Origin of the sequence: Actomonas aquatica (assembly GCF_019679435.2) — a bacterium.
In the GTDB taxonomy this organism is placed as follows: domain Bacteria; phylum Verrucomicrobiota; class Verrucomicrobiia; order Opitutales; family Opitutaceae; genus Actomonas; species Actomonas aquatica.
The window spans coordinates 3,219,056-3,233,845 of the sequence record NZ_CP139781.1; the positions used below are offsets into that span (position 1 = coordinate 3,219,056).

Consider the following 14,790-nt stretch of genomic DNA (forward strand, 5'->3'; position numbering starts at 1 on the left):
TTCCGCCGGCACTGTCTCAGCGCGTAGCCGGTAGGCGAAGCTATCCGTGTTCATCCGTGGTTAAAAAAAGAGGTTAATAGGAGCCGGCGGCTTCGCTGAATTCGTAGGCGGCGCGGTAGGTGCCGGTCTTCATTTTCACGAGCTGGCGCAGGAGGTCGTTAAGCAGGGACGAGGCGCCGAAACGGTAGCGGCGGTTGTTCAGCCACTCGTCGCCGAGGGTTTCCTTCACCGCCACCAGGAAGGTGAGCGCCTGTTTGGCCGACTTGATGCCGCCGGCCGGTTTCATCGCGATGGCCACGCCTGTATCCAAATAATGGTCACGGATGGCATCGAGCATGACCTGGTTGTTGCCCAGCGTCGCGTTGGCCGAGGTTTTGCCGGTGGAGGTTTTGATGAAATCGTTTTCGCGGATCACCCGCATGGCCAGAAACGAGGCCGCGCGAATGTTGTCGTAGGTCTCCAGCTCGCTGGTCTCGAGGATGACCTTGAGCGTCGCCTCCCCGCAGGCTTCGACCACCGCCGCAATTTCGTCCTGCATGCGACCGAACTCGCCCGCCAGAAACGTGCCACGGTTGATCACCATGTCGATCTCGTCCGCCCCGTCGGCCACCGCCGCCTTCACTTCGGCCAGACGAGTTTTGATCGGCGCCTGGCCGCTCGGAAACGCGGTCGCGACCGAAGCGATGCGCACGGGTGCTTTGGTGCCGAGCGCCGCCCGGGCGTGTTTTACCATCGACGGATACACACACACCGCCGCGACCTGCGGGATGTCGGGGTCGTCGTGCGGATGCAGGGCCTTGGCGCAGAGCGCCTGCACCTTGCCCGGCGTGTCCTTACCCTCGAGGGTGGTGAGATCGACCATGGTCGTGGCGAGTTTAAGGCCCGCGATCTTCGAGCCGGTCTTGATGGAACGGGTCCCGTATTTGGCGACCCGTTCTTCAATCCCGACCGCGTCGACGGTCCCGATCTCACTGAACAACCGGCGAAAGGCATTGGCTCCGGAAGGCATGGCGGCACGTTCAGCCATTCGCCCGACGAAGCCAACGGCAAAGATGACCGTCTCCGGCCCCTCAGAATTCAGCGCCGGCCGGCAGGTCCGCCACCACTCCGGCGGCGACGATTTGTTTCCAATCGCGCAACTGCACGTGCTGCCCGGCGAGCCCCGCCGCCGCCTGACGGCCGGCCTGGCCGCCGATCACTGAGCGCGCGTCACACAACGCATCGCCGGAGCGCACGTCGTAAAAGAAGTCGACTTGGTTGATCGTGGCCACCTCGCGCGCCGCGATCGATCCTCGCACCTGCGGACGCGGCAAACGCGCGCCGCCCTGCACCGTGACCTTCGACTGCGGGGCGTGAATCAGCCCAGTGAATACGTCAAAGTCGCGCATCCGCACCTCGTGTCCACCGAGGGCGTGCACCACAAATCGCGCCGGCGGCCAGTCGCCACAGTTTACCGCCAGCACAATCGCTTCGTTCACGCAGAGAGTGAGCGTGGCATCACCGACCAGACGCAGCTCGCCCAGCCACTCCAGGCCCTGCTCTGCGTGCACGATGACTTGTCCCTCGATGGTGAGAGGCTGGTTCTGCGGCAGCTGCGAGAGGTCCTTAAAATGCACCAGGGTTTTGGCGGCCGGCTGACCGAGTTCGTAGACCGGCTGACCCGCGCCCGCGTCGGGCGGCGTGAGGCCGCCCAAGACCACCACACTGGTGCCGGTGCCGGTCATGTGTGGGTTGCCATGCTGACCCGGTTGGTGGGGATCACCGTGTTGCCCGGCCTGGTGCGGGTCGCCCGTGCCACCGACGATCAGGCCGCCCGTCTGCACGGTGCCGCCAGTCGTGGCCTTGCCCGTCGTCGCGCTGCCCGTCGACTTTCGCGTCCACCCCTCCTGACGCGCCCAGGTTGAATCCACTTGCGGCAGAACCGCCGGACAGAAATTACCCGCAAAATCCGCCGTGACCCGATTGTTATCAAAGCCCACCTGCGGCGGCGTATCCGGTCCCACCAGGAGGGTGCCACTTTCCGCCGGCCCTCCCGCCGGTCGCACCTGCGGGGTGCCCCCGCCGGTGCGGATCGTGCCGCGCACAAAACCATTTTGAATGCGGATCGCGCCATCCTGCGCCGAGGCCGTGCCGAGGGCGGCGTCGAAGCCAAAATTGTTATCCCAATCGGGGGCACCAAAATTTTCGCTGCTGTCGTAGCTCGCCACCCGCACGCCTTGGTCCGGCGCGTTGCGCAGTTCCATCTTATCCTGCACCGCGATCACATAACCCGGTCCGGTCAGCGGGCCTTCCAGCAAGGCCACCGTCGCCTGCACGGCACGCAGCGCCACCAACCCTTCGGCGTGTGTTGCCTGCGCCACCGAGCGCACGGTGTAGAGGTTGGAGTTGGGCGCACGCGTCAGCAGGATGCGTTGCGCGCCGGAGTTGCCGCGACCGAGATCGGTGTCCGCGGGCTTGAGCACTTCGAGCACACCTTGGTGCTCGATCCCGGCCACCGGATCGACCGCCCATTCGCCCGCTCGAATGCGTCGCGCGGCCTCCTCCAGACCGGACTCCGCCAGATAAAATGCGGCGTTCTCCAGGTGCGCGCGATGCGCTGTGTTGAGCTCGTTAAAAGCCGTTTTGTAGAGCCGCGCGGTCACGGTGATGAGCACCACCGCCAGGATCAGCGCGACCAGGAGGACCGAGCCCCGTTGCGACTGCATCCTCATGGCAACGCGATCCTCCGCAGCTGAAAGAGACTGGACGTGAACACCGCCGCGCTTCGCTCGATACCGCCGCCCGCCGAGTGATGATTCGGCACCAACGAGACCCGCACCGCGTTGACCTCCGCCGTGGTGGCCGCGACCTGTTCCACCCCGCCCACCCCGCGCCGGAAATAATGAAACGCGCCGTCGACCAACTGGTTCATCAGCACCCGTTCCTCGCCGCCTTCCTCCCGCCGAAATTCGCCCGCCGCCGCGTCCACCCGATACGTCACCACGCGCTCGTCCTTGGGGCCATCCTCGTAATAACGCACCCGCAACGTGAGCGCCTCCGGTCCCATGCTGACGAGGGCGACGGTGTTGCGCAGATCGAGCCCCAGTTGCTCCTGCACGAAGATGAAGCGGTTCACCTCCACCATGTCCTCCTGCGCCGCCACAAAACTCCGCTGCAGCGAGATGAAGGCCGTCAACACGCCCACCATCGCAAACGCCCCCAAGGTCGTCGCCAACAACACCTCCGCCAAGGTGAAGCCGCCCCGCCGATTCCGCTGTGCCTCAGCCCTCGCCCTCATAACTGATTCACCCCTTCGCGAAAAAAGTCCGCCACCACATCGAGTTCCCCGGTGTGGCTGTCGACCGTCCACAACACCCGCACACGCAGTCGCATATAATCCGGATCCACCTGCTGCGGCACCACCACCCAATCCACCGGATACACCCCGGCAACACTGGGCGCACGGACAGTTCCCTGCAGCTTCCCGGGATCCTGCAACTGTTGCTCCAACACCCCGTAGTCCATCGCCCGAAACTCCTCCACCTTGGAGCTCAACACCGTGTTGGCCCGCGCCGTCGCCTCCGCCACCACGGCCACTTCGCGGATCCGCACCGCCGCTGTCATCACCCCGGCAAACACCATCGCCAACACACACACGCCCAAGGCGACCTCCAGCAGGGTGAAGCCGGTGGCGGGCCGTCGAACTCTCGATTTCGAGTTGGGGCTGGAGCGAAACATGTCCGTAGTCGGGCTGAAGCGGACGCCAAGCCAGCAGCCTGCCCCGTTCGCGGCAAGCCGAGATGCCATTTCCCTGCATTTCTCGTCCCTCCCCTCGCTCGATTGACGGCTTTTGACTTGGCCGCACCTCCCCACCGCCGATGCTTCCGGGCTTTGTTCCGCTCATGCGCGCCTTGTTGATCACTCTCCTTACCACCGCCTTGCTCTCCGGCTGCACCGCTCTGCCGCAACGCACCCCCACCTACGGCCCTCACACCGAGTTTGCCGCGATCACCGACCCCAACCTCGCGGAGGTCAGCGGCATCGCCCCGTCCCGCCGCGAACCCGGCGTGTATTGGGTCCACAATGACAGCGGCGACACGCCGCGCATCTTTGCCCTCAACGCCCAGGGCCAGCGCCTCGGCACCGTCGAACTCGCCGGCGCCACCGCCATCGACTGGGAAGACATCGCCAGCTTCACCTACCAGGGCCAGGCGTGGTTGCTCATCGCCGATGTGGGCGACAACTACGGCCGCCGCGACGACTTGCGTTTCTATTTTCTGCCCGAGCCCGATCCCACGACGCTCCGCCCCGATACGCTCACGGTCGTCCGCCCGACCCACACGTGGAACGTCGCTTTCGCCGACGGCGCTCGCGACTGCGAAGGCGTGACCGTCTCCCCCGCCACCGGCGAGGTGCTGCTCATCTCCAAACGCACCGAACCGCCCGTGCTCTACACCCTGCCGCTGCACTTCGACGCCACGCCGTCAACCGCCCGCCACGTCGCCCGTCGGGTCACGCCGTTGCCCGGCATCGCCGCCCCCACCACGCTCGAACGCGCCCTGCCCGGCCGCCTCGGTCAGTTCCGCTCCCAAGTCACCGCCTTCGACCTCTGCGCCGACGGCACCTGCGCCGCCGTGCTCACCTACGGCAACATCTGGATCTACCAACGCCAGCCCGGCGAAACTTGGACCGACACCTTCACCCGCGACCCCGCGCGCATTCCGATCTCCGGCCTCACTCAAGCCGAAGCGATCTGTTTCGAGGCCGACAACCACGACCTCATCGTCACCACCGAACGCCTCCCCGCCCCCCTCCTGCGCTACGAAGCGAAATAGAGCGCCCCAACCAAATCTTTCTCTTTCCTCTTTATCTTTCTCTTTATCTGACGGCGCGGAGCGCCGCCCTTCTGAGCGTGCGGTTGGGTCCGACTCGTGGAGAGAAAGAGAAAGACGAAAGAGAAAGATGCCGCCGGTGACGGCTACTCCACCCGCACCGGCTGCCCCGTCTCACCCGACTGATACAGCGCGGTGATCAGCGCCACGGCCTTGCGCGACTCGGGTCCATCGATGTGCAGCGGCCGCTGCTCGCGGATCGCGTCCACCAAATCTTCGATCTGGCGTTTGTGACCTTCGATCGAAATGCCCGCCGGGTTCGACGCGCCGGAGCCCAGCTCCGCCGAACCCGCCTCCCGGATCTTGGCGTCGCCCGGTTCCTCATCCCGAAATTTCCATTCGGTGATCACACCGTCCTCCAGCCGCACCGAGCCGTTTTCGCCACACAACTCGATCCGCAGCGACCAACCGGGCCACGCCGCCGTCGTCGCTTCGATCGTGCCCAGCGCCCCGCTCGGAAAACGCAGCACCGCCACCGCTGTATCCTCTGCCTCAATACCGGTGTGCACGCGCCGCGTTTTGAACGCACTCACTTCCTCCGGCAGCCCCGCAAACCACTGCAGCAGGTCCACACCGTGGATGGCTTGGTTCATCACCGCACCACCACCGTCGAGCTTGAGCGTCCCCTTCCACGGTGAGCCTTTGTAATATTCCTCCGTGCGGAACCACTTCACGTAACAGCCCGCCGTCGCCAGTCGCCCAAAGCGTCCCGCATCGAGCGCGGCTTTGATCGTGCGCGCGCCGTCGCTGAAGCGTTGCTGGAAAATCGGCGCCAGCTTCACGCCCGCCATGCGCGCTTCGCTGATGAGTTTGTCCGCCCGCGCCGTGGTCGCCTCGATCGGTTTCTCCACCACCACGTGTTTGCCCGCGCGAATCGCCACCAGCGCCGGTTCCAAATGCGCGCCACTCGGCGTCGTAATGCAGACCGCATCCACATCGGGCCGCGCCACCATCTCTTCGACGGTCGAGGTCAGCGCCACCGCGCCATGCTTCGCCGCGAAGGCCGGCCCCTTTTCCGGCGACCGGCTCACCACCCCGACCAGGCGGGCACCGTCGACAGCGTTGATGGCTTGGGCATGCACACCGGCAATCATGCCGGTGCCGACGATGGCGAATCCGAGGGGGTGATCAGACATGCCGCCATCAAAGCCCGTCCGTCACCCCCGCGTCGAGCGGAAGTCTTGAGCAACCGTTTCGTCGGCAGCGGTGAAGATTTTCCACCGTCGCTGCAACAGACCGAACCGACTTCGCGAACAAAGACCTAGAACCCGCTTGGCCGCGCTCTCCCGCGACCCTGTCCCAAACGCTGTCCTCATGAAAAAACGCTCTGCTCCCGCCGCTTTTACCATGGCGTGCCTCCTTCCGGTCTTGGCTTCCCTGGCTCAGGCCCAGTTCACCACGGCTTCCGGCACAGGCCTGACCCTGATCGCCGACAGTTCCAACATGCCTGATTTCTATAATTTCACGCCCGAGTTCGGCAGCGTGTCCGTGTCGAACGGCCAGGTGGCCTTTGCGGTCGACGGCTGGAACAAGGGCGTGCTGCTCACCAGCACCAGCGGCGGCGGCGCCTTCACCGTCATCGCGTCGGATGCCACCGACGTTCCCGGCGCGACGACCGGCACCAAATTTTCCAGCTTCAACGGCGTCACGCTGCACAACGGCACCGTCACCTTCAGCGGCAGCGGCGCCTCCTTCAGCAGCCAGGGCGTGTTTTCCGGCAACGGCGGCGCCCTGACCACCCGGCTGTATTATGGCGATACCCCCACCAACGCCTCCGGCAGCCTGAACGGCATCTCCACCAGCTCGCCCGGCATCGGCGCCAACGGCACAATCCTGACCACCGCCTCCACCTCCGGCGCTCAGAACCTCGTCACCATCACCAGCGGCGGCGCCCAAACCGTCGTGCTCGCCCCTGGCGACACGATCCCCGACGGCAATGGCTACGCCGGCGGCACCGCGTCGACTTCCGGCCTCAGCAATGCCCGGATCGTCACCACCGGCGATCTCGCCCTGCACACCTTCGCCTCCAGCGGCACTCAAAACGGTTCCTCCTTCACCAACCGCAGCGGCCTCATGTTCACTGACCTGCAATCCGGCGACCAATCCGTTTTCTTCGCCAATGAGATGCCCCGCCCCGGTGCGTCCGGTTACCCGCAGATCAACCTGACCTCCTTCGACATGACCAGCGCCGGCATCGCCTTCACCGTGCGCAGCGCCGACTTCCAGTCGGATCTCTATTTCAGCACCGACAACGTGTTCGGCGCCTCGGATTTTCTGCTCAGTAGCGACTCCTCGCTCGATCCCGATGCGCCCATCGACTTCAGCTCGATCGGCTCGGTGGCCATTCTCGGCACGGGGGAAATCGCCTTTGAGGGGGTGACCGCCGGCGGCGAAGGACTCTACGCGATCGACCCCGTCACCGGCACGCTGCGCACCCTGCTCGAGACCGGCGAAAGCATCAACGGCGACGTTGTATCCGGCATTACGTTCACGGGCGCCTCCGCCGACAGCAGCGATTTCCTCGTCGTGCTCGAATTCGCGGCCTCCGACCCGGGACTCTACGCGCTCTCCGGCGTGGGACTTTCCGCCGTGCCCGAACCCTCCACCTACGCAGCCCTCTTTGGCGCCGGCGCGCTCGGTTTTGCCTGGTGGCGTCGCCGTCGCGCCGGCGCGGCCAGCGCCTCCGCGAGCTGATTTTCGCTCTCATCCGCAGTTCCTATATCACGTCCACCGAGCAGGGGTTACCCCGCTCGGCGGACGTTTCGTTTACCGTTTCCCGGTCATTTTTGAAGTCCTGACATTGACCCACCCATACGGGCGGGTTTGCTGGCGCCCATCTCATGGTGTCGTCATTCCCGCAACGGCCTGAGCGAACACCGTTTCGCCTCGGGCGCTCGGCTATAACCCTGCTGGTTTTACTGGCCGCCGCGAGCCCCTCCGTCGCCGCGCCCACCGAACTCGACGCGCTCTTCGCCGCCCGTGATTGGCCGGCCTACGAAGCCGCGCTTGCCACCTCGCTCGAAGCTCCCACGTCTTCAGCACTCGACCGCGCCATCGCCACCGTCCGGCTCGCGTCATTCCGCCATGCGATTCGCCAACAGGGTTTCGCCGAATCCGTCGAGTCACTCCCGCCGGCCATCGCCACGCTCGAAACCGCCGCGCCCTCCAGCCCTTGGCTCGCCGAAGGTCACGCCCAACTCGCCACCGCCTTCTACCGTCTGCAACGCATCCCCGACGCCGTGGCCCCCGCCACCGCCGGCGCCGATCTCGCCCGCCGTCTGCTCGCCACCGCCGACCTCGACGAGACCACCCGTATCCGCCTCTACACCGCCTTCAACGTCCGCGCCTCCATCCACATGCTCTCCGGCGAAGAGGCCGCCGCCAGCGCGCTCTTCGACGAGACCATCACCGCCCTCGAAACCCTCGCGCCCAACCACCCGCAGCTCGGCTCCGCCTACGTCAACCACGGCCTCATTCTCTACAACTTCGGCCGCTTCCGCGAACTCGCCGACGCCATGACCAAGGCCGGGCGCATCTTCGCCGACGGCGCCAACCCCGTCGCCCTTGCCGCCACCCGCACCAACCACGGCCTCGCGCTCAACCAACTCGGCCGCTACGCCGAAGCTGAACCGCTGCTCGCCGATGGCGTCGCCCGCTTCGAAGCCATCGGCGCCTCCCGCGCTCCCATCTACGCCAACGCCATTCAAAACTGGGGCATCGCCGCCGGTTACCTCGGCCAAACCGACGCCGCTCTCGCCCGCATCAACACCGCCCTCGAACTCCGCACCGCCCTCTATGGCGAAGACCACTTCGAGGTCGCCGTCACCCTCGCCCACCGCGCCCGCGTTCACCTCCAGGCCGGCGACTTCACCGCCGCCGTGGCCGACTCCACCCCCGCCGCCGACCTCACCGCCGCGCTCGCCGATCCCACTGCCCACCTCGACCTCGAGTTAACCGTCCTCGACGTCCACCTGCGCTGCCTCGCCGCCGCCGGTCGTATCGACGATCTCCACGCCATCTACCCGCGCTACGTCGACCGCCTCGAACGCTTCACCCGCCATCAGCTCGCTTACGGCCACGAAGGCGAACGCCTCGGTTTTCTCGATCGCCACGATCCGGTGTCCGCTGCCCTCGCGACCGGCGACGCCTCTCTCGTCGGTGAAGCCCTGCTGCACTATCGCGGACTCGTTTCCGCCGCCTTCATCGAAGACGTGCAACTCGCCGCCCAAGCCGACGCCGCCGACCTCGCCGCCTGGCGTGCTGCCCTGCGCTCACCCGAGACCGACACCTCCACCCTCGCCGCCCTCGAAGCCCGCCTCGCCACCAGCGCCACCGAACTCGGCGCCCCCCGCCGCGCGCTCGACCTCCACCTCGCCGACCTCACCCCGCAGCTCCAACCCGGCGACACCGTCCTCGTTTTCTTCCTCCATCAACCGTGGGCCGACGGCCCGACCGCGCCGACGCACTACGGCGCGTGGACACTCAGCCCCGGCCAAACCGCGCCCACCCTCCACGACCTCGGTCCCCGCGCCAAGCTCGACGCCGGCATCGCCGCGTTCCTGACCAGCTTCGATCCCAACGCCCCCGCCGTGCAAAGCCTCGCCGCCCGCCTGCACGCGCTCCTGCCCGCCACCACGCGCCGCGCCCTCATCGTGCCCGAAGCCTCGCTGCACCAACTGCCCTTCGCCGCGCTGCCCTACGACGCCGATTCCTTTTGGGCTGAGCACCTCAGCGTCCTGCATCTCACCTCGCCGCGAGACCTGATCCCAACTACTATCGCGATTGCCTCACCGGACACGCCTCACTTCGCCGCCATCGGCGCGCCCGATTTCGGTTCCTCCACTTGGGCACCGCTGCCCGCCGCCGCCCTCGAAGTCGACCAACTCACCACCGCCGCCACTGCCGCCGGTTGGACGACTCACCCCGCGACCGCGGCCGACGCCACCGAAACCCAACTCCGCGCCCTCTCAGCCGACACCACTCACCTTCACCTCGCCACCCACGGCTTCGCCCTCGCCGACCGCGCCGACACCGAGCCTTCCGAACGCCTCGCCGCCAGCGGCCTCATCCTCGCCCAACCCCGCTTCGACGCTTGGACCGACGGCCGCACCGAGTTGCCCCTCGACCCGACCGACGGCGTTTTGACCGCGCTCGAAATCATGCCCCTCGACCTGCGCGGCGTGCAGCTCGTCACCCTCGCCGCCTGCACCTCCGCCAACGGCAGCATCGCGCCCAACGAGGGCCTCTACGGTCTGCCCCAAGCCTTCCGCCGCGCCGGCGCCGGCTCCGTGGTCGCCGCCCTCTGGCCAATCGACGACGACGCCGCCCGCGACTGGATGATCGCCTTCTACGAGCAACTCTTTGCTGGCGCCTCGATCGACGCCGCCTTCGCCGCCACCCAAGCCGCCCAACTCCGCGCCATTGCCGCCGACCAGGGCCCGGCCGCCGCCATCCGCCGCGCCGGCGCGTGGATGCTCAGTTATCGCGCTCCGCATGCCGACTGAGTCCCCCGCCTCCTTGGCCGCACTCCGTCGCGGCGACCCCGCCGCCTGGCGCACGGTCTACCACGCGCAGTGGCCGCGCGCGTGGAGCGCCGCCGCCAAATACCTGCGCGACCCCCGCGACCGCGAGGACGTCGCCAGCCACGCCCTGCAACAGCTCTCCACCCAGATCGCGAATCTTAAGAGTATGGCCCACCTCGACGCCATGGTCATCGTGCTCACCCAACGCCGCGCCATCTCGCTGCTGCGTGAGTTGACCGCGCAAAAACGCGCCGACGTCGCCCCCGCCAGCCTCGATGCCCTCGAGGGTGGCATCGACACCAACCGCCTCGAGGACACCCATCCCCTGCTCCCGCCCGATCACGGCACCCCGGCCGAAGCCGCCACCCGCCGCCTCGACCTGCAACACTGCCTCGCCGACCTGCCCGCCGCCGACCGCGACCTGCTCCACGCCTACTTCGTCGACGACCGCAGCTCCGCCGAAATCGCCGCCGCCACCGGCGCCAACCCCAACACGCTCCGCAGCCGGGTCTTGCGCCTGCTCGGCCACCTGCGCGACCGTTTCGAGTCCACCTCCCCATGAGCGCCGAACGCGACCAGTTTGAACAACTCGTCATCGCGTGCCTCGAAGCACCCGACGATACGACCGCGCGCGCCCAACTCGACGCTCTGCTCACCGCCCACCCCGAATGGATCGCCGACCGCACCGAGATCGAAACCCTCTGGCACGCCGCCCACCTCACCGCGCCCACCCTCGGCGAAACCCCCGTGCCCAACGCGCCCGCCCTGCCCCCGGAAATCGAAGCCCGCCTGATGGAGGCGCACTCCAACACCGCCAAAGTCGTCCGGGTCTCGTTTCGCACCAGCTGGTGGATGGCTGCCGCCGCTGCCATCGCTGTGCTGCTCACCCTCTTCCTTTGGCCCCGCGGCGGCGGCGGCTGGACGCTTGACGCCCAAGGCCAACTCACCACCCGCGACGCCGCCGACGCCCTGCTCGCCTACGCCGACGGCCAATGGACCCAGGTCGGCGCATGGGACACCACCATCGATCCCGCGCAACGCGCCACCCTCGAATATCTCACCGGCCAAGCTACCAACGCCAAGCCCAGCCGCCCGCGTTCGGCCAATGCCGTGGAAGTCTGGTCACCCCTGCGTATTCACTCCGGCGATACCGAGTTTCTGCTCTACTCGCCCATCGACCGCACGGTGCAGCTCGAAGTGCGCGCCTTCGAATCCTCCGCACCGTTGTGGTCGACCAGCGTCACCCTGACCGCCGGTCAACCGCAGTCCGTGCCCGCCCCGTCCCTGCCGCCTGCGGTGGCTTACGACCTCTTCCTCACCCCTGCCGACTCCCCCCTCGCTCAGCAGCACCTGCGCTTTGGTCAAACGATCGCCACGCCCAGCGCCGACACCCCCGTGCCGCTTTGGGCCGCGCAAAACCTCCTGCAAAACAACCCGCCCGTCGGCGAACTCATCGTCCGCCTCCTCCCCGCCGCAAAGGACTCAGCGGGCGCCCGCCAACTCCTCCGCGCCATCGCCGCCGGTTACGATCTCCCCAACCTCGCCGCCTACGTGGGCAAGCTACACTCCGAATAACCCACCCCCGCCCGCGCTCCCCCTGCTCCTCGGCATCCCGCATCCCGCATCCCGTATCCCGTATCCCGCATCCCGCATCCCGCATCCCGCCTCACAACCCCTTCGTCAGAAAGATCGCCTCCCCGGCGCCGTCCTGCAGCGCATAGCGCTTGAAGCCTGCCGCCAAATACGTGCGCAGCGCTCGATGGTTTTGATCGAGCACCTCCAGCGTCAGTTTACAGCAGCCTTCTGCTCGGGCCTGCTCTTCCGCCCCCGCCAACAGCGCCCGGCCCACGCCGCGCCCACGATGTGACGGCGCCACACACACGTCGTGCAGGTTGAGCAAAGGTTTCGCCGCAAAGGTCGAGAACCCCAGAAAACACACCGCGACACCCACCGCTTGCGAACCGTCGTAGGCCAGAAATACCCGCGTCGTCGGAAACGCCCGCAACCCCTCCACCAGGCGCTCCCGCACCTCCGCCCGCAGCGGCGCCCCGTCGCCCATCGCGTCCTGCGAATAGGTGTCGACCATCGCCAAAACCTCGGCGGCCTGCCCCGCATCGTTCAGATCCGCCAACACCACCCGCACGGTCGATTCATCACTGCTGCTCATCGTTCCAACAACGACCACCAGCCAAGCTGCGTCCAGTCCGCATTTTCGGGCGCGTTCCTGCTCCGCCGGAAACGCAACCGATTGACCTCTTTCACTTGTTTCATTTGCCTCCGTGTTGGTTCAGCCCACTTCTCCCGCTTCGCTTCTCTCTCCCGCTTTGCCTTTCGTCGCATGGGGCCTCCATCAGCTTCCTCGTCCCCATCCCCCTCGGATGACACTATCGACCCGGATCCGGCACTCTACCGCCAGACCTTCGCTCACGCCATCGAGGCCACCACCATCAGCTCCGACGGGCAGATCGTCGATATCAACAATGCCGCTCTGGCTATCTTCGGCTACCGACGGGATGAGTTGGTCGGTGCGTCGCTGCTAAAGCTTATCGCACCGACCTGCCGCACCGAAGCCTCGCTCTCCATCGATAAAAACCAACCCGCGCGTTACGAGATCACGCTCCAGCGCGCCGATGGCTCGCAATTTGAAGCGGAAATCGAGGCGAAAATGACCGAGCACGATGGGCGCCCCCTGCGGCTGACCATCCTGCGCGACATCTCCGAACGTCGTCGCCACCTCGCCTCCCTGCACGACCAGCAGGTCAAACTCGCCATGGCCATGCGCGTCGCCCAACTCGGCCACTGGGAACTCGATGTGCCCTCGATGACGTTCACCTTCGACGACAACCTCTGGTCCATCCTCGGCACCTCCGCCGAAACCGAAGGCGGCACCACCATCAGTGCCGACGACTACTGCCGACGATTCATCATCCCCGAAGATTCCGATCGCGTCGAAGAACGCATCGTCGCCTCCGCCCAGGCCCACAACGAACCAAACCGCCCCAACGACGGTCGCATCGAACACCGCTTCAGGCGCGCTGACGGCACCGAGGGCATCATGCTCGTGCACACCGCCGTCACCCGTGACGCAAGTGGCCGCGTCGTGCGCACCCACGGCGTCAACCAGGACATCACTGCCCTGCGCGCCGCCGAGATCGAACGCCAACGACTCGAACAACAGCTCCAACAAACCCAAAAACTCGAAGCCCTCGGCACTCTCGCCGGCGGCATCGCCCACGACTTCAACAACATCCTCACCGGCATCCTCGGTAACCTCCAGCTCGCCGCCATCGACCTCGACCCGGACCACCCCGCCCACATCAGCGTGATCGATGCCGACCGCGCCGCGAAACGCGCCCGCGAGCTCGTCAGCCGTATCCTTGCTTTCGGCCGGCGCAGCCCGGCCAACCGCGCCGCCGCCCCCCTCAACACCGTGATCACCGAGGTCGCCGATCTTCTCCGCGCCAGCCTGCCCCCCAGCATCCAGCTCACCACCGAGGTCCATCCACTGTGTCCCCTCGTGGAGTGCGACCCCACGGAGATCCACCAGGCCCTGCTCAACCTCTGCACCAACGCCGCCCAAGCCGTCTCGGCGCGCGAGGGCCACATTCACATCTCGCTCAACTACACCACACCCGACGACGACTTCTGCCAAAAGCACCCGCAGGTGAAACCCGAGCACCATGTTCACCTCAGCGTGACCGACAACGGAGACGGCATCGACCCCCAGCTGCTCCACCGCATCTTCGAACCCTTCTTCACCACCAAACCCACCGGCAAAGGCACCGGCCTCGGCCTCACCACCGTGCATCGGATCATGCAGAATCACCACGGAGCCGTGAGCGTCGAATCGCCCGAAAACGCCGGCGCCCGTTTCACCCTGCACTTTGCTCCGGCCGCGACCTCCGCCTCCAACCCGAGCCCCGCCTCCAACCCGAGCCCCGCCACCAGCCCACGCTCACGCCGCGACCCCGCCGCCCTCGTCCAACCCTTCGGCCGCGGTCGCCGTATCCTGCTCATCGACGACGACGCCACCGCTCGCTCCGCCAGCCTGCGCGCCCTCGCCCACCTCGGGTTCAACCCGCTCTCGTTCGCCGACCCGCGCAACGCCGTAACCCATCTGCACCAATGCCCCGATGATTTCTGTGCCGCCATCAGTGACCTCGCCATGCCCCACATGGACGGCATCGAACTCGCCTCCCAGCTCTCCGAGATCAATCCCACCCTGCCCATCATCCTGATCTCCGGCTACATTCACGACCAGTCCTCCCGCTCCGCCTCCGCCGTCGGCATCGCCCATATTCTGGGCAAACCCTACTCCCTCGCAGATCTCGCCTCCGTCCTTCGCACCACGTTGGAAGAAGCGAACTGAGTTTTTCCCCAAAAACAGCGAGCGCCCG

At 66.6% G+C, this 14,790-nt stretch carries 12 protein-coding genes; 6 read left to right on the forward strand and 6 right to left on the reverse strand.

Annotation, left to right across the window (positions count from 1 at the left end; all coding sequences use genetic code 11):
• Window positions 1-73: 73 nt before the first annotated feature.
• The 4 genes from deoC to K1X11_RS12670 all read right to left on the reverse strand — a co-directional run bounded on the left by deoC (window position 74) and on the right by K1X11_RS12670 (window position 3,717).
• The gene (gene deoC / locus K1X11_RS12655; RefSeq protein WP_221032803.1) at window positions 74-1,009 is read right to left on the reverse strand and encodes a deoxyribose-phosphate aldolase; all 936 of its coding nucleotides are present in this window, start codon (window positions 1,007-1,009) and stop codon (window positions 74-76) included.
• Between the two features lie 61 nt (window positions 1,010-1,070).
• Complete coding sequence (locus K1X11_RS12660) at window positions 1,071-2,705, reverse strand: pilus assembly PilX family protein (RefSeq protein WP_221032802.1); 1,635 nt, start codon at window positions 2,703-2,705, stop codon at window positions 1,071-1,073.
• A 2-nt stretch (window positions 2,706-2,707) separates the two neighbouring features.
• Complete coding sequence (locus K1X11_RS12665) at window positions 2,708-3,277, reverse strand: PulJ/GspJ family protein (RefSeq protein WP_221032801.1); 570 nt, start codon at window positions 3,275-3,277, stop codon at window positions 2,708-2,710.
• Window positions 3,274-3,717 carry a type II secretion system protein gene (locus tag K1X11_RS12670; RefSeq protein ID WP_221032800.1) on the reverse strand — a complete coding sequence of 148 codons (444 nt, stop codon included), beginning with the start codon at window positions 3,715-3,717 and terminating at the stop codon, window positions 3,274-3,276. Before K1X11_RS12670 ends, K1X11_RS12665 begins: the two co-directional genes overlap by 4 nt.
• A 140-nt stretch (window positions 3,718-3,857) precedes the next feature.
• Between K1X11_RS12670 and K1X11_RS12675 the strand changes: the two genes are divergently transcribed.
• Window positions 3,858-4,814 carry a hypothetical protein gene (locus K1X11_RS12675; RefSeq protein WP_221032799.1) on the forward strand — a complete coding sequence of 319 codons (957 nt, stop codon included), beginning with the start codon at window positions 3,858-3,860 and terminating at the stop codon, window positions 4,812-4,814.
• A gap of 143 nt (window positions 4,815-4,957) precedes the next feature.
• Here the strand turns inward: K1X11_RS12675 and K1X11_RS12680 are convergent, their stop codons facing one another.
• Window positions 4,958-6,007, reverse strand: a complete 1,050-nt coding sequence (locus K1X11_RS12680) for a Gfo/Idh/MocA family protein (protein WP_221032798.1) — start codon at window positions 6,005-6,007, stop codon at window positions 4,958-4,960.
• A gap of 232 nt (window positions 6,008-6,239) precedes the next feature.
• On the opposite strand from K1X11_RS12680, the gene K1X11_RS12685 reads away from it, so the two are divergent.
• The 4 genes from K1X11_RS12685 to K1X11_RS12700 all read left to right on the forward strand — a co-directional run bounded on the left by K1X11_RS12685 (window position 6,240) and on the right by K1X11_RS12700 (window position 11,968).
• The gene (locus K1X11_RS12685) at window positions 6,240-7,565 is read left to right on the forward strand and encodes a PEP-CTERM sorting domain-containing protein (RefSeq protein ID WP_225919680.1); all 1,326 of its coding nucleotides are present in this window, start codon (window positions 6,240-6,242) and stop codon (window positions 7,563-7,565) included.
• A gap of 146 nt (window positions 7,566-7,711) precedes the next feature.
• Window positions 7,712-10,375 carry a CHAT domain-containing protein gene (locus K1X11_RS12690; RefSeq protein WP_221032797.1) on the forward strand — a complete coding sequence of 888 codons (2,664 nt, stop codon included), beginning with the start codon at window positions 7,712-7,714 and terminating at the stop codon, window positions 10,373-10,375.
• Window positions 10,365-10,955 (forward strand): RNA polymerase sigma factor, encoded by a 591-nt coding sequence (locus K1X11_RS12695; RefSeq protein ID WP_221032796.1) that lies wholly within the window; start codon window positions 10,365-10,367, stop codon window positions 10,953-10,955. The genes K1X11_RS12690 and K1X11_RS12695 overlap by 11 nt, the downstream gene beginning before the upstream one ends.
• Window positions 10,952-11,968, forward strand: a complete 1,017-nt coding sequence (locus tag K1X11_RS12700) for a hypothetical protein (protein ID WP_221032795.1) — start codon at window positions 10,952-10,954, stop codon at window positions 11,966-11,968. The genes K1X11_RS12695 and K1X11_RS12700 overlap by 4 nt, the downstream gene beginning before the upstream one ends.
• Window positions 11,969-12,059: 91 nt before the next feature.
• Here the strand turns inward: K1X11_RS12700 and K1X11_RS12705 are convergent, their stop codons facing one another.
• Window positions 12,060-12,560, reverse strand: a complete 501-nt coding sequence (locus K1X11_RS12705; RefSeq protein WP_221032794.1) for a GNAT family N-acetyltransferase — start codon at window positions 12,558-12,560, stop codon at window positions 12,060-12,062.
• 171 nt (window positions 12,561-12,731) lie between these two features.
• On the opposite strand from K1X11_RS12705, the gene K1X11_RS12710 reads away from it, so the two are divergent.
• A complete protein-coding gene (locus K1X11_RS12710) occupies window positions 12,732-14,762 on the forward strand; it encodes a PAS domain-containing hybrid sensor histidine kinase/response regulator (protein WP_221032793.1) in 2,031 nt (676 codons plus the stop codon).
• Window positions 14,763-14,790 lie beyond the last annotated feature (28 nt).